This is a genomic window from Herbaspirillum sp. Her2, from assembly GCF_057961375.1.
Window position 1 is genome coordinate 75,809 of sequence record NZ_CM176331.1, and the last position, 22,881, is coordinate 98,689.

The window sequence follows — 22,881 nt, forward strand, 5'->3', positions numbered from 1 at the left end:
CAAGAGAGTAAAATTCATCGATTGGATCAGTGGTCAGTCCACTGGAGCGGCAGGGGACGCCGCTTCACCGGCCCTGCATCTTCCCCGCACAACACCATAAGAACACCGAGACACCAGACCCCTGAGAGACATTGCATGAACCACCTAGTTGACGCCCGGAAACTGAAACGCCCCGTGCCCCAGGCCCTGCTCGACGAGCTCAAGGCCCTCTTCGGCGAGCGCTGCTCCACTACCCTGGCCATGCGCGAGCACCACGGCCGCGACGAATCCTCCTACGATCCCATGCTGCCGGACGCAGTGGTCTTCGCCCACAGCACCGAGGAAGTCGCCGCCTTCGTCAAGCTCTGCAGCCAGTATGACACCCCCATCATCCCCTACGGCGCCGGCACCTCGCTGGAAGGCCACGTGCTGGCCCTGCAGGGCGGCGTCACAGTGGATCTGTCGCAGATGAACCAGGTGCTGGCCGTCAACGCTGAAGACCTGACCGCCACCGTCCAGGCCGGCGTCACCCGCAAGCAGCTGAACCAGGAGATCAAGGATACGGGCCTGTTCTTCCCCATCGATCCGGGCGCCGACGCCTCGCTGGGCGGCATGGCCTCGACCCGCGCCTCGGGCACCAATGCCGTGCGCTACGGCACGATGAAGGAAAACACGCTAACCCTGACCGTGGTCACGGCCCAGGGCGAGATCATCAAGACCGGCACCCGCGCCAAGAAATCCTCGGCCGGCTACGACCTGACCCGTGTCTACGTGGGCAGCGAAGGCACCCTGGGCATCATCACCGAAGTGACCGTGCGCCTGTATCCGCAGCCGGAAGCCATTTCGGCCGCGATCTGCTCCTTCCCCAGCGTGGCCGATGCGGTCAACACCGTCATCCAGACCATCCAGATGGGCGTGCCGCTGGCGCGTGTGGAACTGCTCGATGAAAACGGCGTGCGCGCCATCAATGCCCACGACAAGTTGAGCCTGCCGGTCAACCCGCTGCTGCTGTTCGAATTCCATGGCAGCGAGAACGGCGTCAAGGAACAAGCCGAGCTGGTGCAGGACATCGCCAAGGAATTCCATGCGCTCGGTTTCGAATGGGCTACCCGCCCCGAAGACCGTACCCGTCTCTGGACCGCCCGTCACAACGCCTACTTCGCGCTGCTGCAACTGCGCCCCGGTGCCCGTGCGATTTCCACCGACTGCTGCGTGCCGATCTCGCGCCTGGCCGAATGCGTGCTGGCCACCAAGGCCGATTGCGAAGAGCAGGGGCTCATTCACGCCATCATCGGCCACGTCGGCGATGGCAACTTCCACGTGCAGATGATGGTGGACCCCAACGACCCGGCCGACATCGCCCGCGCCGAAGGCGTCAACGCCCGCATGGTGGCGCGGGCCCTCGGCATGGATGGCACCTGCACCGGCGAACACGGCGTCGGCCTGCACAAGATGGATTTCCTGATCCAGGAACACGGTGATGGTGCCATTGCCGTCATGCGCGCCATCAAGCATGCGCTCGATCCGAAGAACATCATGAACCCCGGCAAGATCCTGCGCTGGGAACAGTGAGGTCGATGTATCACGCAGGCCAGGGGAGAAAAACTTAGTTTTGCGCACCTGGCCGTTTAGTTTTTCGGCAACGCAATGTTAGTCATCAGTTTTGCTTGAACCGCAGCAGGAATCCACCATTCATGGCCACCCGCCTTCCCCCCGTTCACGCCCTGTCCGCCTTTGAAGCGGCAGCCCGTCACAACTCGTTTGCGATCGCCGCCGAGGAACTGTGCATCACCCCGTCGGCGCTGTCGCACCGGATCCGCCTGCTGGAAGATTTCGTGGGCGAGCGCCTGTTCTATCGCGATGGCCGTTCCATCGGCCTGTCCGAATTCGGCCGCCGCTATCTCGATGTGGTGCGCAGCGCCTTGCGCACGCTGACCGATTTCCCGATGCCCCACCGCAATGCGGCCGTGCAGCCCAAGATCAAGGTGATGCTGCCGCCGACCTTCGCGCGCCACCTGCTGATGCCGCGCATCGCCGACTTCACCCAGCGCCATCCGGAGATCGTGGTCGAGCTGTACCTCTCGGTACCGCTGTATGACCTGTCGCTCTCGGAGAGCGATGTCGAGATCCGGTTCGGTGCAGGCAACTATCCCAACATCATCACCGAGAAGCTGTTCGAGGAACCGGCCTTCGCCGTGGCCAGCCCCGGCTACCTGAAGACCCTGCCGCCGATGAAGTCGCCCTCCGACCTGCAGCATGCGACCCTGCTGCGCTCGGCGCTGGAACCCTGGCAGCCCTGGTTCGAAGCGGCTGGCCTGAAGGACTGGGTGGAACCCTCGTCCGGCCTGCGCGTGGACGACCTCGGCCTCTTGCTGGAGGCCGTGCGCCACGGCTACGGGATTGGCCTGACGCGCCAGCACTTCGCCGAAGAACTGCTGGCCCGGGGCGAGATCGTGGAATTGTTCGATGTGCGCCTGCGTACCCCGCCACATGCGTATTACGTGGTCTACGAGCGCGCGGTGCGCGAGCGGCCCGAGGTTGATACCTTCATCAGCTGGATGCAGAACGCCTTCCGCAACATCTGACCCGGCTTTGTATCGCCCATCCCGTCCGGCCGCCCTGAAAATAATTCACGGCGGCCGGAAATTCTTTTCAGTGGGCCTCCAGGCAACACGGCACCGTGCAGGGTGGCAAAATTCGTTACACTTGTCGGACTGAAAAAGCCCGCCCCATGCGGGCTTACAACAAACGAGACAGCGTGAGCCGCAGCACCGGATGCAAGAAGAGGGACATCCAGCGCCGCACGCCTGCCTAGCTTACCGCCGAGGTCCAGCATGAATGCTCCCGCCCAACCGTCCTTCGCGCCGGCCCGCCAGCGCGAAGTCGTCGATGCCCTGCGCCGGGTCGTCCCCGCGCACTGCGTGCTGTTCGACGAGGAAGACACCCGCCCCTACGAATGCGACGGCCTGGCCGCCTACCGCCAGCTGCCCATGGTGGTGGTGCTGCCCGAAAACGAGGCGCAGGTCATCGCCATCATGAAGGCCTGCCACGCGCTGCAGGTGCAGATCGTGCCGCGCGGGGCCGGCACGGGCCTGTCGGGTGGGGCCATGCCCATCGCTGATGGCGTGGTGGTCTCCACCGCCAAGTTCAACCAGATCCTCAAGATGGACAAGTATTCGCGCACCGCCGTGGTCCAGCCCGGCGTGCGCAACCTGGCCATCTCCGAAGCAGCAGCCCCGCACGGCCTGTATTACGCGCCGGATCCGTCCTCGCAGATCGCCTGTTCCATCGGCGGCAACGTGGCCGAGAATTCCGGCGGCGTGCATTGCCTGAAATACGGCCTGACGGTGCACAACGTACTGCGCGTGCGCATGGTCACCATCGAAGGCGAGGTGGTGGAACTGGGCAGCGGTGCATTGGATGCGCCGGGCCTGGACCTGCTGGCCGTCTTCATCGGTTCCGAAGGCATGCTGGGCGTGGTCACCGAAGCGACCGTCAAGCTGGTGCCCAAGCCCCAGGCCGCGCGCGTGATCATGGCCTCCTTCGACGATGTGGTCAAAGGCGGCAATGCAGTGGCCAACGTGATCGCCGCCGGCATCATCCCGGCCGGACTGGAGATGATGGACAAGACCAGTTCGCGCATGGTCGAGCCCTTCGTCAAAGCCGGCTATGACATCGATGCCGAAGCCATCCTGCTGTGCGAATCCGATGGCACCGTGGAAGAGGTGGAAGAAGAAATCGGCCGCATGACCGACGTGCTCAACGCCAGCGGCGCGACGGCCATTGCCTGCTCGCAGTCGGAAGCCGAGCGCCTGCGCTTCTGGTCCGGCCGCAAGAACGCCTTCCCGGCAGCCGGCCGCATCTCGCCCGACTATTACTGCATGGATGGCACCATCCCGCGCAAGAAGCTGGCGCAGGTGCTGCTGGGCATCGCCGAGATGGAAAAGAAATACGGCCTGCGCTGCGCCAACGTCTTCCATGCGGGCGATGGCAACCTGCATCCGCTGATCCTCTTCGATGCCAACATCGCTGACGAATTCCATCGCGCCGAACTGTTCGGTGCCGAGATCCTGGAGCTGTGCGTGGAAGTGGGCGGCACCATCACCGGTGAACACGGCGTGGGCATCGAGAAGATCAACTCCATGTGCGTGCAGTTTTCACCCGCCGAGCGCGAGGCCTTCTTCAAGTTGAAGCGCGCTTTCGACCCGGCCTTCCTGCTCAATCCGGACAAAGCCATTCCCACCCTGCATCGCTGTGCCGAGTACGGCAAGATGCACGTGCAGCGCGGCCAGCTGCGCTTTCCCGATCTGCCGAGATTCTGACCATGCAAGCACAACAAGACATGGACGCCGTGCTGGCCTCCTTCCGCGAACGCATCCTCTCCGGCCGTGCCCTGCAGATCCGTGGCGGCGGCACCAAGGACTGGTACGGACAGGAGCCCGCCGGCGACCTGCTCGACACACGCCCCTACAGCGGCATCATCGACTATGAACCGACCGAGCTGGTCATCACCGCCCGCTGCGGTACGCCTCTGGCCGAGATCGATGCGGCCCTGGCCCAGCACAACCAGATGCTGGCCTGGGAGCCGCCGCGTTTCGGCGGGGCGGCCACCGTCGGCGGCATGGTCGCGGCCGGCCTGTCCGGTCCCTCGCGCGCCAGCGCAGGTGCCGTGCGCGATTTCGTACTGGGTGCGGTGCTCATGGATGCACAGGGCGAGCAACTGCACTTCGGCGGACAGGTCATGAAGAACGTCGCCGGCTATGACATCTCGCGCCTGCTGGCCGGTTCGCTGGGCACGCTGGGACTGATCCTGCAGGTCTCGCTGAAGGTCCTGCCGCGTCCCATCGCCAGCAGTACCCGCGTCTTCGAGATCAACCAGGAAGGGGCGCTGCGCCTGCTCAACCAGAGCGCAGGGCAACCCCTGCCGCTGGTGGCCAGCGCCTGGGTCAACAATGTGCTCACGATCCGTTTGTCGGGCGCACAGGCCGCCGTCGATTCAGCAATCAAAAAGATGGGTGGCACCGAATTAAGCAATCCGGAAGATTACTGGACCGACCTGCGCGAGCAGACCCATCCTTTCTTCGCCGACCCGCAAGCCCCGCTGTGGCGCCTGTCGGTGCCCTCGGTGGCCTCGCCCATCGACCTGCCCGGCCGCCAGTTGATCGAGTGGGGCGGGGCGCAGCGCTGGCTGCGGCCAGAGGGAAATGTGGATGCCGTGGCCATCCGCGCCGCTGCACTGGCCGTCGGTGGACACGCCAGCCTGCATCGTGGCGGCGACAAGGCCATCGGTGTCTTCCACCCCTTGCAGCCGGCCGTGGAAACGATCCATCGCCGTCTCAAGCAGCAATTCGACCCGCAGGGCATCTTCAATCCCGGCCGCCTGTACGCCAGCCTGTAAGCGCCTCTTTTCCAAGCGATCATCATGCAGACCAACTTGGCTGATTTCATCCGCAACACCCAGGCCGGCGAGGAAGCCGACAGCATCCTGCGTTCCTGCGTGCATTGCGGTTTCTGTATCGCCACTTGTCCCACCTATCAACTGCTGGGCGATGAACTGGATGGCCCGCGCGGCCGCATCTATCTCATCAAGCAGGTGCTCGAAGGCAAGCCCGCCACGGCCGCCACGCAATCGCACCTGGACCGCTGCCTGACCTGCCGCAACTGCGAATCCACTTGCCCCTCCGGCGTGCAGTACGGACGCCTGGTCGACATCGGCCGCAAGGTGGTGGAAGAGCAGGTACAGCGCCCCTTCGGCGAGCGTGTCTTGCGCACCGCCTTGAAGGAACTGGTACCGCGCAAGTGGATCTTCCGTCCGGCCATGAAGACGGGGCAGATGATGCGCCCGCTCTTGCCCAAGCTGTTGCAGAACAAGGTGCCGCTGCCGCAGGATGCGGGAAGCTGGCCCACGCGCACGCATGCGCGCCAGATGCTGTTGCTCGAAGGATGCGTGCAACCCTCGATGGCCCCCAACATCAACAGTGCCACCGCGCGCGTGCTTGATGCCCTCGGTGTGCAATTGTTCGCGCCGCCCAAGGCCGGCTGCTGCGGGGCCATCCGCTATCACCTCAATGACCAGGACGGCGGCCTCGACGACATGCGCCGCAACATCGACGCCTGGTGGCCCTACATCGAAGGACGTGACGGCGTGCGTGCCGACACCATCGTCATGAATGCCTCCGGCTGCGGTGCCACCGTCAAGGAATACGGCCACCTGCTGCAGCATGATCCGGATTACGCCGAGAAGGCGCGCCGCATCTCCCGCATGACGCGCGACATCAGCGAGATCCTGCCCGAGTTCGAAGAGCAGCTGCAGCACAAGCTCAAGGATTTCGACGGCAAGCGCGTGGCCTATCACCCGCCCTGCACCCTGCAGCATGGCCAGAAGATCCGCGGCAAGGTCGAAGGCATCCTGCGCGCCGCCGGCGTCGACGTGCAGCTGTGTGCGGACAGCCATCTCTGCTGCGGTTCGGCCGGCACCTATTCGGTACTGCAGCCGGAACTGTCCTATCGTCTGCGCGACAACAAGATCAGCAAGCTGCAGGCTACCGATCCGGACATGATCGTCACCGGCAACATCGGGTGCGTCACGCACCTGCAATCCGGGACCGACACGCCGGTGCGGCACTGGATCGAATTGCTGGACAGCGCCCTGCAACAGGCCTGAGGACGCGGATAGTCAGGATAGTCCGGATAGTCCGGATGACATCGTGATGCGTCTCACGATGTCATTGTCCTGTCAGATCAAAAACTTAGACTTTCGCCTTCACCGATACCAGCGGTGTAGTCAGGCGAAGCCCGCAAGGTCTTGTTGCGCCTGGCTGCCTGCACGAGGACCAGGATCATGGGCGGAACCAGTCGACGCGATTTCCTAAGATTGTCGGCCAGCGTGGCCGGTGCCGCCAGCGCCGCCGCACTGCTGCCGGCCTCGATCAGCAAGGCCCTGGCCATCGCGCCCCAGGTGCGCACGGGCAGCATCGAGGATGTCGAACACATCGTGGTCTTCATGCAGGAGAACCGGTCCTTCGATCACTATCTGGGGCATCTGTCCGGTGTGCGCGGCTACAACGACCGCTTTCCGGTGACGCTGCCCAATGGCCGTCCGGTCTGGTTCCAGCCACGTCAGGAGGATCCCGCCGCCGTCATCGCACCGTTCCGTTACGACACCACCGATCCGGCGATGAATGCGCAATGCGTCGGCAGCCTGCCGCACACCTGGGCCACCACCCAGGGGGCCATCAACGGCGGACGCGCCGATCAATGGGCGCAGCAGAAGGGCAATCTGTGCATGGGTTACCACGTGCGCGAGGACATTCCCTTTCACTATGCCCTGGCCGATGCCTTCACCGTCTGCGACCAGTATTTCTGCTCGATTCCCGGCAACACCCATCCCAACCGCATGTACCTGATGACGGGCATGATCGATCCGCTGGGCAGCGGAGGTGGACCGCTGCTGGACAATACCGACTACATCGACAACCAGTTCAGCAGCACCAAGCTGCCGCCCTTCACCTGGACCACCTATCCGGAACGGCTGGAGCAGGCCGGCATTTCCTGGCAGGTCTACCAGCAGGGCACTGACTTCGACAAGTTCAGTGGCAACTACGGTACCAACATGCTGGCTTCGTTCGAGAACTTCGTGCATGCCCCCATCGGTTCCTCCCTGCACGCGCGCGGCATGAGGTCCCGCAGCGTCGCGCAGCTCAGGGCCGATGTGGAGCAGGGCAAGCTGCCGCAGGTGTCGTGGCTGCTGCCGCCGGCGGTGTATTCCGAGCATCCGGATTACACGCCGCTGTATGGCGCGCGCTATCTCTCCGACATCCTCGATGCGCTCACCGCCAATCCCGAGGTGTGGAGCAAGACCGTGCTCTTCATCATGTATGACGAGAACGATGGCTTCTTCGACCACGTGGTCCCGCCGCAGGCCCCCACGGTGCCGGGTTCCGGCAAGAGCACGGTGGACATCGCGCTGGAGCGCCATGCCGTGGTGGCCGCGAGCCAGCAGGGCAAGTTCACTGCCGACCAGCTGCCCTACGGGCTGGGCCCGCGCGTGCCGATGCTCGTGGTCTCGCCATGGTCGCGCGGCGGACGGGTCAATTCGCAGGTGTTCGATCACACGTCCGTACTGCAATTCATCGAGCGCCGCTTCGGCGTCATCGAGCCCAACATTTCTCCCTGGCGGCGTGCGGTGTGCGGCGACCTCACATCGACGCTGGATTTCAGCCGGCGCGATACCTCGGCACCGCGCCTGCCCGATACCACCCACTACCTGGCCGATTCCGACCTGCAATGCAAACGTCCGGTCGCCATCAGCGCGCCCGCACCCGGCGCCGCGCTGTCCGTCGCGCCGCAGGAAGCGGGCGTGCGGACTGCCTGTGCCTTGCCCTATGCGCTGCACGTGCATGGCAGCCGCGAGGGCGACCGTTACATCCTGCGCTTCGACAATGTCGGCCGGCAGGGCGCGCATTTCCAGGTCCACGACGATGTCCTCGGTAGCGCACCGCGCGGCTATACCGTGGAGGCCGGCAAGCAGCTCGGTGACAGTTGGCCGCTTGCTGCCGGAGGCCGTTACCAGTTCAGCGTGTGGGGACCGAACGGCTATTTTCGCCGTTTCGCAGGGCAGGCCGGAAGCACGTCGCAGCCGGAACCGGAACTGCGCAGCCATTACGATGCGGCCCGCGGCGTGCTGAACGTCAGCTTGCTCAATCCCGGCCCGGCATCCTTGATCGCCACGGTCACCGATCTGGCCTACGGCCACCCCCCGCGCGTGCTGCACGTGCCGGCCGGGCAGAGCGTCAGCAGCGCCTGGGATCTGGCGGCCAGCCACCACTGGTACGACCTGCAGTGGCAACTGCAGGAGCAACCGCACTGGCTGCGCCGGCTGGCGGGCCATCTGGAAACCGGCCGCCCCAGCATGAGCGATCCGGCCGCCACGGCACCGGTGACGACCGCGCTCTGAAGCTCCTGCAGGCGGGTGTTTTGTGGCTGACAAAGTGCTGACAAGTTGGCTTCAGGCATGTTGGCAAAATCGCCACATTCCGGCTCCTGTGGACGGTTTGCTGCGTTTTGGGGCAGTTTTACCTGCTTAGCCTTGACGGCGGGGGGCATAAGTCAATAAGCTTCGTCCTTTTTTCCGCGCGGCGGGAAAAAACGGTCAGGGTTTCTCATCAGAAACTGACGCTTTCTGACCATCCAAAAGCATGGCGCCCCTGTCACCGCACCGGCCGGCGCCGCCCGCAAGCCTTACATCATCGTCCTCTCACCGGTGCCTGGTGCCGGTGGCGAGCGAGGGCAGGAGAACACATGAAGAAACGCATTCCACAAGCCGCCTACATCTTTGCAGCCATGCTGCTGGGCATCCTGGTCGGCTACCTGATTTTCAATCACTACGACAAGGGCGAGGCCAAGGAGCTGGCGGGCTATATCTCGATTGCCTCGGACCTGTTCCTGCGCCTCATCAAGATGGTCATCGCACCGCTGGTGTTCTCGACCCTGGTGGTGGGCATCGCCCACATGGGCGACGCCAAGTCGGTGGGCCGCATCTTCGGCAAGTCGCTGGCCTGGTTCTTCATCGCTTCGCTGGTGTCGCTGGCGCTGGGCATGATCATGGCCAACCTGCTGCAACCGGGCGCCGGCGTGGCGCTGCCTTCGCCGGATGCTGCCGGCGCGGGCCTGGCCACCAGCAAGTTCACGGTCAAGGAATTCTTCAACCACCTGGTACCCAAGTCGATTGTGGAAGCCATGGCGCAGAACGAGATCCTGCAGGTGGTGGTGTTCTCCATGTTCTTCGGCATCGCCCTGGCGGCGCTGGGTGAACGCGGCAAGCACCTGCTGCTCGTCATCGACGACCTGTCGCACACCATGCTGAAGATCACCGTCTACGTCATGAAGTTCGCGCCGGTAGCCGTGTTTGCCGCCATGGCCGCAACGGTCGCCGTCAATGGCCTGGACATCCTGGTCAGCTTCGCGGTCTTCATGCGTGACTTCTACTTCTCGCTGGTGCTGCTGTGGGTGATCCTGATCGCGGTGGGCTTCGTGTTCCTGAAGAAGCGCATCTTCCACCTGCTGGCGCTGATCAAGGAAGCCTTCCTGCTGGCCTTCGCCACCGCCAGCTCGGAAGCGGCCTATCCGAAGCTGCTGGACGCGCTGGACCGCTTTGGCGTCAAGCGCAAGATCTCCAGCTTCGTCATGCCGATGGGGTATTCCTTCAACCTCGACGGTTCGATGATCTACTGCACCTTCGCTACGCTCTTCATCGCGCAGGCCTATGGCATCCACATGCCCATCTCCACCCAGATCACCATGATGCTGGTGCTGATGCTGACCTCCAAGGGCATCGCCGGCGTGCCGCGCGCCTCGCTGGTGGTGATCGCCGCCACGCTGCACCAGTTCAACATCCCGGAAGCGGGCCTGCTGGTGATCCTGGGCATCGATACCTTCCTCGACATGGGCCGTTCGGCTACCAATGCGGTGGGCAACTCGATCGCTTCGGCCGTGGTGGCCAAGTGGGAAGGCGGCCTGCTGAGCGAAGAAGAAGCCGCGCGCGCCGAAGTCGAGATCGAACAGGAAGCCGAAGCCACGCTGCATACGGAAGCCTGATCCGATAGTTAGTCCAAGAATGAAACAATGCCGCCCGGTGATGAGCCGCGCGGCATTTTTCATGGGTGAAAGGAAAGTGATTCAGGCCGGCAGCGCCTCGGATTGCTTGACCGCAATCCATTCCTGCAGGGTGATCTCGATGGTGATGAAAGAGAGATTGGCACCGCGCACGAAGCGCCCGGCAAAGATGCGGCCCTCGGTATCGGCCACCACGCCTTGCAGCGGATGAGTGCTGCCCGGTCCATCGCTAAAACCGATTTCACCGAAGACATTGAGGATTTCCACGCCCGGCCCGTTGATCTCCATCGCACGCACCCCGGCCGGGGTGGCGTATTGCAGATGGGCATCGATGAGGCTGCCGATGGCGCCCCGCACGATGGCCTTGTCCATGCCGTGCTGTCGGCACAGCGCTTCCACGCTTTCGGTCAGGTCCTGGTTGGGTTTGAGCCGGGCCATCACCAGCTTGCCGAGCTGGCCCTGTTCTACGTGGATGTGGTCGTCAAGGGAGTCGCTGTCATGGGCGGGGAGCGTCATCATCATTCCATGGGTGTCGGATGCAATAGACTGAAGTGCGTCTCTTCATCGCTGTTGACGACGAAGGCGCTGCGGGAGAACAGGCACAGGCGCAGGATGAGCGGATCGTCGCCCACCTCCACCGTGTCGAGCAGCAGATGGCCGCCATGCAGCGTGCCATCGCCATCGATGAAACCTGAGTGGCAATGCAGTAATACTTTTCCATCGGCGTTCTGGCCGATGGTGATGGCGCCGGTCACGAAGCTGATGACGCCTTCCAATACATGCGGTGGTCCGTAGTCATAAGGCCGGTCGGGATCACCGGTCTGTTCGATGCGGTGGTAATGCAGGCGCCGCGCGGTACCGCCGCACAGTCGCCCGACGCCGCCGCGCTGGCCGTAGCGTGCCAGCACGCGGCGCAAGGCCGGGCCGACCGGGGTGCCTGGTTGCAGCGTGATACGAAGTTCCTCGGCCGGGTCGGCCTCCAGGTCCAGCGTGCGCGGATAGCTTGGCTGGCCTGCATGAAGGAACTTGCGCACCGCCAGGAAACCGGCGCTGGCCGTGGTCTCGCCTGGTTGGCTGGAGAGTTTCATAGGCGGTAGTCGCCTTGCTCTTCCAGCAGCGCCTTGATCTGTTTCTTGACGATCTTGCCGTAGCCCGACTTGGGCATGCTGTCCCAGTAGACGAAGCGGCGCGGCCACTTGTACTTGCCGATGCGGGTTTCCAGATGCGCCAGCAAGGCCTCTCCATCGACCTGCTGGCCAGCCTTGCAGACGATCACCGCCAGCCCGCTTTCGCCCCACTTGGGATCGGGCACGCCCAGCACCGCCACTTCGGAGACGGCCGGGTGCGTCAGCAGGGCTTCCTCGATCTCGCGCGGATAGACGTTGGAGCCGCCCGAGATGTACATGTCAGAGGAACGTCCGGTGATGTAGAGGAAGCCATCCTTGTCCACATGCCCGAGGTCGCCGGTATGGAACCAGTCATGCTTGAAGGCCTTGGCATTGGCCTCCGGATTGTTGTGATAGCCCATGAAGACGGCCGGTCCGCGCACGCAGATTTCGCCGGTCTCGAAGGGCGCCAGTTCTTGTCCATCCTCGTTCAGGATGGCGATCTGCATGCCGGTACGCGGCATGCCGCAGGAACCCACGCGCGCCTGCGGATGGGCGTCATCCTCGAAGTGCAAATAGGACGGCAGGAAGGTGATATTGCCGGTCACTTCGCCCAGGCCGTAATACTGCACCAGCACCTTGCCCAGCTTCTTCAATGCATGGATCTGGTCGGCGCGATACATGGGGGCGCCGGCATAGATGACGTGTTTCAGCGAGCTGTGGTCGTAGCGGTCCACCGACTCATCCTCGACCAGGATCTTGACGATGGTGGGCACCGTGAAGAGATTGTCCACCTTGTATTTTTCCACCAGCTGCCAGGCTTCCTCGACCACCAGCCGTTCGGAAGAGAGCAGGATGCTGGCCGCACCGCGCGCGGTATTGACCACGGCATGCACGCCTGCGCCGTGTGACAGCGGTGCCACCACCAGCGAGCGCGATTGATGCGTGAGTCCCGGCATCAGGTCGGCCAGGTGATTGGTCACCACGAAGGCCATCTGGCCGTGCGAGAGCATGCCCGCCTTGGGATGGCCGGTGGTGCCGGAGGTATAGAAGAACCACAGCGGATCGTCGTAATCGACTTCGGCCTCGCGGAAGGTTTCGCCGCTGCCATCGGCCACCAGCGTTTCGTAATCGAGTTCGCCCGGCCGTGCGTCGGCCAGGGCCACCACGTGTTCGAGCGTGGGCGAGGCGGATTTCACCGCATCGACATACGGTGCGAAACCGCGGTCATACAGCATCACGCAGGCGCCGCTGGACTGGCCGAGATAGGCGGCCTCGGGCGGCGTGATGCGGAAATTGGTCGGCACCCAGACCACGCCCATCTTGAAGGCGGCCCAGGCACTCTCGAAGATCTGCTGGTTGTTGCGCGAGTGGACCAGCATCTTGTCGCCCTTCTTGACGCCGCGCCGGGTGAGGGCGTGGGCCAGCGCATCGACGCGGGCATTGATCTCGCGCCAGGGGATCAGGCGGTCGCTGCCATCGGTTGCGCCTTGCGCCAGGATCAGGCCCGGCTCTTCCGGAAAGCGGCGCGCCACGTCCGAGAGCAGGCGGCCCAGGTTCATCACTTTGCTTAACATCGTCTCACTCGTCCCGATTCTTCTGATGGAATTCTGATGGAAATTGGCGTGCTGCCTTGTTCTGTTTTTTTTGCACATCACTTCATATGGCGCGCCATCCTTCAACGCCAGGATGGCGCGCCGGGGCTGCTACCGCATTTTCAGTTCACACGCTCCAGAATGCTCACATAGTTGGCCACCGCCGCACCGCCCATGTTGAACACGCCGGCATAGCGCGCATTGGCGATCTGCATGTCGCCCGCATCATGGGATGCCTGCATGGCCGCCATCACGTGCATCGAGACACCGGTGGCACCGACAGGATGGCCCTTGGACTTCAGCCCGCCCGAGGGATTGACCGGCAGCTTGCCGTCCTTGGCGGTGATGCCTTCGGCAATCACGCGCGCGCCCTGGCCGTGCGGGGCCAGGCCCATGGCTTCGTATTCCAGCAATTCGGCCACGGTGAAGCAGTCGTGCGTTTCCACCAGCGAGAGATCATCGAGGCTCAGGTTGGCCTGACCCAGCGCCTTCTTCCAGGCCAGCTCGGCGGCCTCGAAGCGGGTCGGGTCGCGGCGCGACAGCGGCAGGAAATCATTGACGTGGACCGCCGCGCGGAATTGCACGGCACGCGGCATGGACTTGGCCACATCGGCGGCGCTGATCACCAGGGCCACTGCGCCGTCGGAAACGAGCGAGCAGTCGGTGCGCTTGAGCGGACCGGCCACGTACGGGTTCTTGTCGGAGACCGTGCGGCAGAAATCGAAACCGAAATCCTTGCGCATGTGCGCATAGGGATTGACCATGCCGTTCTTGTGATTCTTGGCCGCGATCATCGCCAGCGCATCGGACTGGTCGCCGAAGCGATCGAAGTAGCTCTGCGCGATTTTGCCGAAGACCCCGGCAAAGCCGCCCGGAATGCCCGCCTCTTCCTTGGCGTAGCAGGCCTTGAGCAGCACCTCGCCCACTTGCGCGGTGGCCAGCTCGGTCATCTTCTCGAAGCCGATCACCAGCACGTGTTTCGATTCGCCGGCCTTGATCGCCTGCAGGCCCGAATGGATGGCCGCCGAACCGGTGGCGCAGGCATTCTCCAGGCGCGTGGCGGGTTTGAAGCGCAGCTGCGGCAGCGTGTTCAGGACCAGCGAAGAAGGGAAATCCTGGTACAGGAAACCGGCATTGAAGGTGCCGAAATGCACCGAGTCGATGTCTTCCGGTTGCAGCCCGGCGTGCTCGATGGCGGCCTTGGCGACCTGACCGATCAGCACTTCCGGATCGATGCCGTCGAGCTTGCCGAACTGCGAATGGTTCCAGCCGGTGATGCAGGGTGAGGATGCAGAAACAGTCATGGGGTTGTCCTTGTGTCCGTAATCACGGGGTCAATGGAGCGGGGTCGCTCCGTTACACACAGGGGCAATATGCAAAATCGGTGCCACGCGCAGGACCGCTTGCGCCACCGCATGCAGCCGGTGTCGAAGGTCCCTTGCCTCGGCATCGCGCAGCCGGTGATGGCGCCATCGTGCCAGGTGCCGGCCTGCATCTTGCCCGTCTCCTGAGAGTGCCGGCGCAAAGCCGCGCCGGGTCTCGCTTTGTTGTTGATGTTGATGCGTGCTGATGTGTTCGGCAGGCGGCCCGCTCATTCCCGACATGCAGGAAAAAATGGAACAGGGCAGGGCCGTGCCCGCCGACCGCATGAAGATAGCACGTACTTTACGTTAACGTAAATCATTGCGCTGCAGCAGCCGGCAGGCATCACTATTGCCGGTGAGCAGCATGAACAGGTGTCGATTCCTGCGACAGTGCAGCGACACTCCTGCGACAGGTGTCGCAGCCCCGCTGCACGTAAATAAATGAGGGCGGCGATGATTGCGTGCTTGTACAGGCCCGCCCTTATCGCAGAGAATACAGGCGCAGTGCCGTTGAGGGAGCGGGGCGAGGCCATGCCGACCAGGGAGGACCGGGGGCTTGGCATCCAATTTGCTCTGTCGAGGCACAGGCAGTGTTGACCACCCGGGACAGGGAGCTGCACGCCCGATCCAGCAAGCCCTGGTAGCGCCGGATTCAGCAAATTTCAAAATTACAAACAGACAGACAGGAGACAAGCAGATGGAACAATCCACTGGCAAGATCACGCGCCGCCATTTTCTGAAGACGGCTTCGGTGGCCTCGGCTGCCGCCGCTACCGGCCTGGTATCGACCTCCGCGCATGCGGCCGAATTCACCTTCAAGTACGCCAACAATCTGCCGGTCACGCACCCGATGAATGCGCGCGCCAAGGAAATGGCCGCGGCCATCGCGGAACAATCCAAGGGCCGCATCGAACTGCAGCTCTACCCCAACAACCAGTTGGGCACCGATACCGACATGCTCTCGCAGGTGCGTGCGGGCGCGATTGATTTCTTCACGCTCTCGCCGCTGATCCTGGGCACGCTGGTGCCGGCTGCGCAGATCTCCGGCATCGGGTTTGCCTTCAAGGATTACAGCCAGGTCTGGCCGGCCATGGATGGCGAACTGGGCGCGCACGTGCGCAAGCAGATCGAAGCCAAGTCCACACTGTTCGCCTTTGAAAAGATCTGGGACAACGGCTATCGCCAGATCACCAACAGCACCAAGCCCATCAAGGCGGCCGACGACCTCAAGGGCATGAAGCTGCGCGTGCCGCCCAGCCCGCTGTGGACCTCGATGTTCAAGGCCTTCGATGCGGCCCCGACCTCGATCAACTTCGCCGAAGTCTATTCGGCCCTGCAGACCAAGATCGTGGAAGGCCAGGAAAACCCCATGGCCATCATCTCCACCGCCAAGCTCTACGAAGTGCAGAAGTACTGCTCCATCACCAACCACATGTGGGATGGCTTCTGGTTCCTGGGCAACAAGAAATCCTTCGAGCGCCTGCCCAAGGATCTGCAAGACATGATGGCCCGCATCATCAACGAAGCCGCCATGAACCAGCGCGCCGACGTGCGCAAGCTCAACGATTCGCTGGTCGATGAAATGAAGGGCAAGGGTCTGGCCTTCAACAATGCCGATGCCGATTCCTTCCGCGCCAAGCTGCGCAGTGCCGGTTTCTATGCCGAGTGGAAGAAGAAGTTCGGCGACGAGCCCTGGGCCCTGCTGGAAAAGTACACCGGCAAGCTGGCCTGAGCGCTTCGTTTGCCGGGGCTCATGCCTGCATGAGCCCGTGCGCCGGAGTGCTGCCCTCGCCGTGAGGGCAGCGCTCCCGCCCTGAATCCATTTCGCTGGAGCTTGATGATGGAAGCTGCAATGACTTACCGCGCCCCGGTCAACATGAACCCGGCTGCGCGCGCGCTGGTCGCATTCAATCGCATGGTGATGCACGTGGTCGGTGCCGTGGCGGCCGCCCTGGTGGTGGCTGAAACCGTGGTGCTGCTGACCGGCGTGATCTACCGCTATGCGCTGCATGACCCCCTGGTATGGTCGGATGAACTGGCCTCGATTCTGTTCATCTGGCTGTCGATGCTGGGGGCCGTGCTGGCGCTGGATCGTGGGGAGCACATGCGGCTCACCGCCATCATCAACAAGTGTTCCGAGAAAGGCCGCGTGTGGCTCGAAACGGTGGCGGCACTGGTGGTCTGCATCTTCGTGCTGATGGTGATCCATCCGGCCGTGGACCATGCGGTGGAGCAGATGCCGATCACCACGCCGGCGCTGGAAATCCCCGATGGCCTGCGCGCTGCGGCCCTGCCGGTCGGCGCGATCCTGATGCTGCTGGCGGCGGTCTCGCGCATGGCGGCCATGACGACGATGCGACTGCTGCTCTCGGCACTGGCCGTGGTGGCCGTGATTGCGGGCGCGCTGTGGCTGGCCAAGCCCATGCTGCTGGGCATGGGCAATTACAACCTGATCGTGTTCTTCGTGCTGCTCATCGGCGTATGCGTGGCCGGTGGCATTCCCATCGCGTTCGCTTTCGGTACGGCCACCATGGCCTATCTGGCCCTGGCCACCACGGCACCGCTGATGATCGTGGTCAGCCGCATGGACGAGGGCATGTCCAGCCTGATCCTGCTGTCGGTGCCGCTGTTCGTGCTGCTGGGCTCCTTGCTGGAAATGTCGGGCCTGGCCAAGACCCTGATCGACTTCATGGCCGCGCTGCTGGGCCACGTGCGCGGCGGCCTGCAATACGTGCTGCTGGGGGCGATGTTCCTGGTCTCCGGCATCTCCGGTTCCAAGGCAGCCGACATGGCCGCGATTGCCCCGGCGCTGTTCCCCGAGATGAAGAAGCGCGGTTCCAAGCCGGAAGAACTGGTGGCCTTGCTGTCCTCCTCCGGTGCCATGACCGAAACCATTCCGCCGAGCCTGGTGCTCATCACCATCGGTGCGGTCTGCAGCGTGTCGATCACGGCGCTGTTCATTGGCGGGCTGATGCCGGCCGCGATTGCCACCATCGCCATTGCGGTCGTGTGCTGGATGCGGGCGCGCCGCGAGCCGATGCCGGATGTGCAGCGTGCGCCGGTCTCGCTGATCGTCAAGACCTTGATTGCGGCCATTCCGGCACTGGCGCTGCCGATGCTCATCCGCGTGGCCGTCATCGAAGGCGTGGCTACGGCGACCGAAGTGGCCACCATCGGCGTGGCCTATACGGTGGTGGTCGGGCTGATCATGCACCTGTTCCTGAAGCACCTGAACTTCAAGCGGCTCTATCCCATGCTGATCGAATCGGCGGCCTTGTCGGGCGCCATCCTGCTCATCATCGGCATGGCTACCGCGATGGCCTGGGCGCTCACGCAATCGGGATTCTCGGCCAAGCTGGTGGCGCTGATGCAGGGCGTGCCGGGCGGCGGTGCCGGGTTCCTGCTGATCACCATCGTCATCTTCATCGTGCTGGGCAGCCTGCTGGAAGGCATTCCCGCCATCGTGCTGTTCGGGCCGCTGCTGTTCCCGGTGGCGCGTTCGCTGGGCGTGCATGACGTGCACTATGCGATGGTGGTGATCCTGGCCATGGGCATCGGCCTGTTCGCACCGCCTTTCGGGGTCGGCTTCTATGCCGCCTGCGCCATCGGCAAGGTCTCGCCGGATGGCGTGTTCAACCGGGTCTGGGGCTACCTGGCCGCGCTGGTGGTAGCGCTGCTGGTGGTGGCCTTCGTGCCCTGGATTTCCATCGGTTTCCTCTGATCCCCGCATGAGTCTTGCGAGCGATCGGGAAGCTTCCTTGATTGACCTGCCAACGACGAATTAAAAACGGCGGCCCCACCTCCTTGCGGGGCCGCCCACATCCACGGAGACAATATGAATCGCAATGATAGCGGCGCCCGCGTGGCGCTCGTGACGGGCGGAGCCATGGGCATCGGCGCCAGCATTTCTGCACAACTGGCCGCCAAGGGACACACCGTCCTGGTGGCCGACATCAACCTGGAAGCGGCGTCCAAGACCGCCGATGCGCTGGTGGCTGCCGGCCATCGCGCAGCCGCGCTGCAGATGGATCTGGGCAGTCCGGAGGCGATTGCCCAGGCCTTCGCCCACATCGAGAAGGATTACGGACGCTGCGACGTGCTGGTCAACAATGCGGGCGTGGCGCGCACCTATTCCTTCCTGGACTATCCCCTCGACAACTGGCTGCAGACCATGAACGTCAACGTGACTGGCGTGCTGCTGGCGGGCCAGCATGCGGCGCGGCTGATGGTCAGCAAAGGCTGGGGGCGCATCGTCAACATCTCTTCCATCTCGGGCATCCGCGCCGGTGCCGGCCGCACGGCCTATGGCACCTCGAAGGCCGCGGTCATCGGGCTCACGCGCCAGATGGCCATCGAGCTGGCGCAGTACGGCATCACCGTCAACAGCGTCGCACCCGGTCCTGTCGACACGCCCATGACCCAGGCCATGCATTCGGAGCAGACGCGCGAGAGCTATTACCGGCTGGTCCCGATGCGCCGCTATGGCACCACCGATGAAATCGCCTCGGCGGTCTGCTACCTGGCGGCGGAGGAATCGGCCTACATCACCGGTCACGTGATTCCGGTCGATGGCGGCTTCGTTGCCGGTGGCGTGCTGGAAATCTGAGAGGGCATCGATGGACAAGCTCATGCAAGACAAGGCCATCATCGTCACCGGTGCCGGTTCGGTGGGCGAGGGCTGGGGCAACGGCAAGGCCGCTGCCGTGCTGTATGCGCGCGAGGGCGGCCGGGTGCTGGCGGTAGATCGCAGCATCGAAGCCGCATTGGAGACCCAGGAGATCATCCGCCGCGAAGGTGGCGTGTGTGAAGTGCTGGCGGCGGACGTCTCGCGCAGTGCCGATGTGAAAGCCATTGCGGAGGCGGCCATGGCGCATTTCGGGCGGGTCGACGTCTTGCACAACAACGTCGGCATCGCCGAAGTCGGCGGGCCGGTGGAGACCAGCGAAGAAAGCTGGAACCGGCTGGTGGCGGTCAACCAGACCAGCCTGTTCCTGACGCACAAGCATGTGCTGCCGATCATGGAAAAGCAAAGGAAGGGCGCCATCGTCAACATCTCCTCGATGGCGGCTTTGCGCTGGATCGGTTTTCCCTACCTGGGCTATACGGCGACCAAGGCGGCGATCCTGGCCTTCACCAAGAACGTGGCGATGCAGTATGCGCCCATGGGCATCCGCGCCAATTGCGTGCTGCCCGGCATGATGGACACGCCCATGATCCGCGAGCCGCTCAAGGCTTCCTATGGCGGCGACATCGAGGAGATGCGCGCCAAGCGCAATGCGCAATGTCCGATGGGCTTCATGGGGGATGCGTGGGACGTGGCGCATGCCTCGCTGTTCCTCGCTTCCGACAACGCGCGCTACATCACGGGGCTGGACATGATCGTCGATGGCGGGCTGTCGCTGCGCTGTGTCGGCTGAGTGCCGCTTGTTGAACCTTGTTTGTTGACCGCGGCCAGGCGGGCGTGGAAGCCGACCTGCTGCGGTTTGATGCCCGGACGTGCAAGAACGTCCGGGCTTTTTTCATCGTCCCGGCAATGATGAAACTTGTCTCTCGGAGGAAATTCGCATATCTTGTTTGCTTTTTTAGACAAAAATTGTCATGAAAGTAGATTAAGAATGCTGCTCGAATTCGGATTCAAGAACTTCTTGTCCTTCAAGGAAGGGACTTCGGTTTCCTTCAAGCTGGATTCCAAGACGCCGGAAACGGTCCGTTCAGGACGCGACTTCGCGACCGTCATGTGCGTCAAGGGGGCCAATGGCAGCGGCAAGACGCATCTACTGAAAGCGCTCGCCTTTGTCGGCAGTTTTGCCTCCAGTTCATTCAGCGAAAATCCTGACGCCGAGATCGCAATCGATCCCTTTTTCTCGTCCAAAAAGCCCACCGAGTTTTACGTCGAATTTCGCACGGAGGAGGCGCAGTACTTGTACGAACTGTCGGTGACCAGGAAGAAGGTGGTGCGTGAAGCGCTCTATGAGACGGTCAAGCGCAAGACCTTGTTGTTCGAGCGTCTTGGCGACGAGGTGCATCCGGTGAAGCGCCTCCATTACCTGTCTTCCATCAAGATCCGTTCCAATGCATCAGTGATCTCCATTTCAAATCAGCACGGAGGCGATGCGCTCAAGGGCGTGCACCAATTCTTCAGCCGCATCCGCTTCAATGTCACGCAGTCCGGATTCTCGACACGCGGAAGGATTTTTGACGCCAACACGGTCTCGCGATTCTTTGTCGATCAACCTACGTATCTGCGGCAGGCAGTGCAATTCCTGCAGGAGTGCGACGTCGGCATTTCCGATATCACCATCTCTGTCGAGGAAAGCGTCGACAAGGAAAAGCGCTATTTTCCGGTCTTCCATCACAAGGTGGGCAACAAGACCGAAATGGTCACACCCAGCACCGAATCGAGCGGAACGCTTTATCTTTACCGCCTGATGCTGGCGTATTTCCTCACCATTGCCGAGGGCAGCGTCCTGGTGCTGGATGAATTCGATATCTACCTGCACCCCCATATCCTGCCCAAGATCCTGCGCCTTTTCCTCGATGAGGAAATCAATGGCCATGGCGCGCAGTTCCTCTTCAGCGCCCACAACTCGGAAATTCTCGATATCTGCGGCAAGTATCGGACCTATCTGGTCAACAAGGAAAACAACGCCAGTTATGCTTACCGGCTCGATGAGATCCCCGGAGAAATGCTCCGCAACGATCGATCCATCATTCCTGTGTATAACGAAGGCAGAGTAGGGGGAGTCCCGCGCTTATGACGAGGTTCAAGAATCAGGCCAAGCAGAATTTCCTGGCGTCGATACCGACGTGCAGCATTGAGCATCCTTCAGACAGCTTGTCAGCGCGTTGCAAATTCAACTTCTCGTATTTCGAGCATCAGGCTGCGGGCCAGGATTTCAGCCAGTGGTCCAGGGAGCAGCTGGTGGCTTTCATGCAGAAGCTCAAGGAGTTCACCAGGGAATCACTGGACTATTGGACCAGGCAACCCGTTGGCAAGACCGGAAGCGTGTTGTCCTTGTATGGCGGCTTTCCGGCGCGGTCCGAATTCGTCCATCCCAAGCATGTGCCGCACGAGGCATGTTGGGCGCGCTTCCGGCTGGATTGGTCTTCACGGCTTTGCGGCTTTGTCATTCCCAAGGCGTATGCGGGCAAGCAGCACAACGGCTCCGCATTCTGCGCCAACACCTTCTACGTCGTCTTCCTTGATGACCATCACAAGTTCTATCTGAGCAAAGATCGCGGGTATTGATTGCGAGCTGGGCCTAGCCGGTCTGCATCCTCCCCCACACCTCCACCGCCGTCTCCGCAAACGTCCGTATGCAGGGATTGGTATTCTCTCGGTTCCAGATCACCGCCACCTCCACCGTCGGCGCACCGATGAGCGGCTTGAAGACCGTGGTGTCCAGATGCATGGCCTGCATCGAGGTCGGCACCAGGGCCACGCCCAGGCCTTCACCGACCAGGTTGACGATGGTCTGCTGCAGGTTGGTCTCCAGCACGATGCGGGGACGGAAACCATGCAGCTGGCAATGCTGCTGGATCAGGTCATACACCACCGGCGCAATCGGACGCGGAATGCTGATGAAGACATCCTCGGCCAGCTCGGCAGCCGAGATGTCGGGCTTGTGCGCCAGCCGGTGCCCGCGCGGCAGCACCGCCAGCAAAGGTTCGGCATAGATGGTGTGGCTGTCGAGCCGGCGGCAATCCTCCGGCCGATACATGATGCCCACGTCGATCTTCTCATCCTCGAGGTCGGTGGCCAGCAGGTTGGGCACGTATTCGCTCAGGCGCATGTCCACCTCCGGATAGGCCGCCGAATAATGGCGCGTCACCGCCGGCAGGATGTTGTAGGCCGAGGACATCATGAACCCCACCTTCAGCGCACCGCTCTGCCCGGTGCTGGACGAGGCCGCATTGCGCTTGGCCCGCTCCAGTGCCTTGAAAATTTCTGTGGTGTCGCGATAAAAATATTTGCCCGCTGACGTCAGCTGGATGGCGCGTTTGCTGCGGTCGAACAATTGCGCCCCCAACTCCCTCTCCAGCGCCGCAATCTGCCGTGTCAGCGGCGGTTGCGAGATATGCAGCAACTCTGCCGCGCGTCCGAAATGCAGGGTTTCTGCTACGGTGCGGAAATAGGTGAGGTGTCTCAATTCGATCATTTGATACCTTCAAGGTATTGATTCTGTCTGTACATTGTATTGGAAGTCATGGATCGGACTGGCT

At 62.7% G+C, this 22,881-nt stretch carries 18 protein-coding genes; 13 read left to right on the forward strand and 5 right to left on the reverse strand.

Features of this window, described 5'->3' with window-relative positions:
* Window positions 1-135: 135 nt before the first annotated feature.
* From ACWHXP_RS00360 to ACWHXP_RS00390, 7 genes are all read left to right on the forward strand, one after another.
* Entirely contained in the window at window positions 136-1,551 is a 1,416-nt protein-coding gene (locus ACWHXP_RS00360) for an FAD-binding oxidoreductase (protein ID WP_402707405.1), read from the forward strand.
* Between the two features lie 122 nt (window positions 1,552-1,673).
* Complete coding sequence (locus ACWHXP_RS00365) at window positions 1,674-2,564, forward strand: LysR substrate-binding domain-containing protein (RefSeq protein WP_121043818.1); 891 nt, start codon at window positions 1,674-1,676, stop codon at window positions 2,562-2,564.
* A 249-nt stretch (window positions 2,565-2,813) separates the two neighbouring features.
* Window positions 2,814-4,301, forward strand: coding sequence for an FAD-linked oxidase C-terminal domain-containing protein (locus tag ACWHXP_RS00370; RefSeq protein ID WP_489634735.1), 1,488 nt, complete (start codon window positions 2,814-2,816; stop codon window positions 4,299-4,301).
* Between the two features lie 2 nt (window positions 4,302-4,303).
* A complete protein-coding gene (glcE, locus tag ACWHXP_RS00375; protein ID WP_489634734.1) occupies window positions 4,304-5,377 on the forward strand; it encodes a glycolate oxidase subunit GlcE in 1,074 nt (357 codons plus the stop codon).
* A gap of 24 nt (window positions 5,378-5,401) precedes the next feature.
* On the forward strand, window positions 5,402-6,643 hold the full coding sequence (gene glcF / locus ACWHXP_RS00380; protein WP_489634733.1) for a glycolate oxidase subunit GlcF: 1,242 nt from the start codon (window positions 5,402-5,404) through the stop codon (window positions 6,641-6,643).
* A 177-nt stretch (window positions 6,644-6,820) separates the two neighbouring features.
* Window positions 6,821-8,935 carry a phosphocholine-specific phospholipase C gene (locus tag ACWHXP_RS00385; protein WP_489634732.1) on the forward strand — a complete coding sequence of 705 codons (2,115 nt, stop codon included), beginning with the start codon at window positions 6,821-6,823 and terminating at the stop codon, window positions 8,933-8,935.
* Between the two features lie 344 nt (window positions 8,936-9,279).
* Window positions 9,280-10,575 carry a dicarboxylate/amino acid:cation symporter gene (locus ACWHXP_RS00390; RefSeq protein ID WP_121043809.1) on the forward strand — a complete coding sequence of 432 codons (1,296 nt, stop codon included), beginning with the start codon at window positions 9,280-9,282 and terminating at the stop codon, window positions 10,573-10,575.
* 81 nt (window positions 10,576-10,656) lie between these two features.
* Here ACWHXP_RS00390 and ACWHXP_RS00395 read toward each other — a convergent pair whose 3' ends face one another.
* The 4 genes from ACWHXP_RS00395 to ACWHXP_RS00410 form a co-directional block, all read right to left on the reverse strand.
* A complete protein-coding gene (locus tag ACWHXP_RS00395; RefSeq protein WP_240733769.1) occupies window positions 10,657-11,109 on the reverse strand; it encodes a PPC domain-containing DNA-binding protein in 453 nt (150 codons plus the stop codon).
* Window positions 11,110-11,111: 2 nt separating this feature from the next.
* Complete coding sequence (locus ACWHXP_RS00400) at window positions 11,112-11,681, reverse strand: PPC domain-containing DNA-binding protein (protein ID WP_134223270.1); 570 nt, start codon at window positions 11,679-11,681, stop codon at window positions 11,112-11,114.
* Window positions 11,678-13,354: an acyl-CoA synthetase gene (locus tag ACWHXP_RS00405; RefSeq protein ID WP_489634731.1), complete on the reverse strand. Its 1,677-nt coding sequence runs from the start codon at window positions 13,352-13,354 to the stop codon at window positions 11,678-11,680. The genes ACWHXP_RS00400 and ACWHXP_RS00405 overlap by 4 nt, the downstream gene beginning before the upstream one ends.
* A gap of 62 nt (window positions 13,355-13,416) precedes the next feature.
* Complete coding sequence (locus tag ACWHXP_RS00410; protein WP_489634730.1) at window positions 13,417-14,598, reverse strand: acetyl-CoA acetyltransferase; 1,182 nt, start codon at window positions 14,596-14,598, stop codon at window positions 13,417-13,419.
* Between the two features lie 757 nt (window positions 14,599-15,355).
* Between ACWHXP_RS00410 and ACWHXP_RS00415 the strand changes: the two genes are divergently transcribed.
* From ACWHXP_RS00415 to ACWHXP_RS00440, 6 genes are all read left to right on the forward strand, one after another.
* Entirely contained in the window at window positions 15,356-16,390 is a 1,035-nt protein-coding gene (locus ACWHXP_RS00415) for a TRAP transporter substrate-binding protein (protein WP_034329140.1), read from the forward strand.
* A gap of 105 nt (window positions 16,391-16,495) precedes the next feature.
* Window positions 16,496-18,379: a TRAP transporter large permease gene (locus tag ACWHXP_RS00420; RefSeq protein ID WP_034329143.1), complete on the forward strand. Its 1,884-nt coding sequence runs from the start codon at window positions 16,496-16,498 to the stop codon at window positions 18,377-18,379.
* A 114-nt stretch (window positions 18,380-18,493) separates the two neighbouring features.
* Window positions 18,494-19,264 carry an SDR family NAD(P)-dependent oxidoreductase gene (locus ACWHXP_RS00425; protein ID WP_121043794.1) on the forward strand — a complete coding sequence of 257 codons (771 nt, stop codon included), beginning with the start codon at window positions 18,494-18,496 and terminating at the stop codon, window positions 19,262-19,264.
* A gap of 10 nt (window positions 19,265-19,274) precedes the next feature.
* A complete protein-coding gene (locus tag ACWHXP_RS00430; protein ID WP_121043791.1) occupies window positions 19,275-20,075 on the forward strand; it encodes an SDR family NAD(P)-dependent oxidoreductase in 801 nt (266 codons plus the stop codon).
* Window positions 20,076-20,273: 198 nt separating this feature from the next.
* Window positions 20,274-21,416 carry an AAA family ATPase gene (locus ACWHXP_RS00435; protein ID WP_252695716.1) on the forward strand — a complete coding sequence of 381 codons (1,143 nt, stop codon included), beginning with the start codon at window positions 20,274-20,276 and terminating at the stop codon, window positions 21,414-21,416.
* Complete coding sequence (locus tag ACWHXP_RS00440; protein WP_489634729.1) at window positions 21,413-21,907, forward strand: hypothetical protein; 495 nt, start codon at window positions 21,413-21,415, stop codon at window positions 21,905-21,907. Before ACWHXP_RS00435 ends, ACWHXP_RS00440 begins: the two co-directional genes overlap by 4 nt.
* Window positions 21,908-21,920: 13 nt before the next feature.
* Here ACWHXP_RS00440 and ACWHXP_RS00445 read toward each other — a convergent pair whose 3' ends face one another.
* Window positions 21,921-22,817 carry a LysR family transcriptional regulator gene (locus ACWHXP_RS00445; protein WP_489634728.1) on the reverse strand — a complete coding sequence of 299 codons (897 nt, stop codon included), beginning with the start codon at window positions 22,815-22,817 and terminating at the stop codon, window positions 21,921-21,923.
* Window positions 22,818-22,881: the final 64 nt, after the last annotated feature.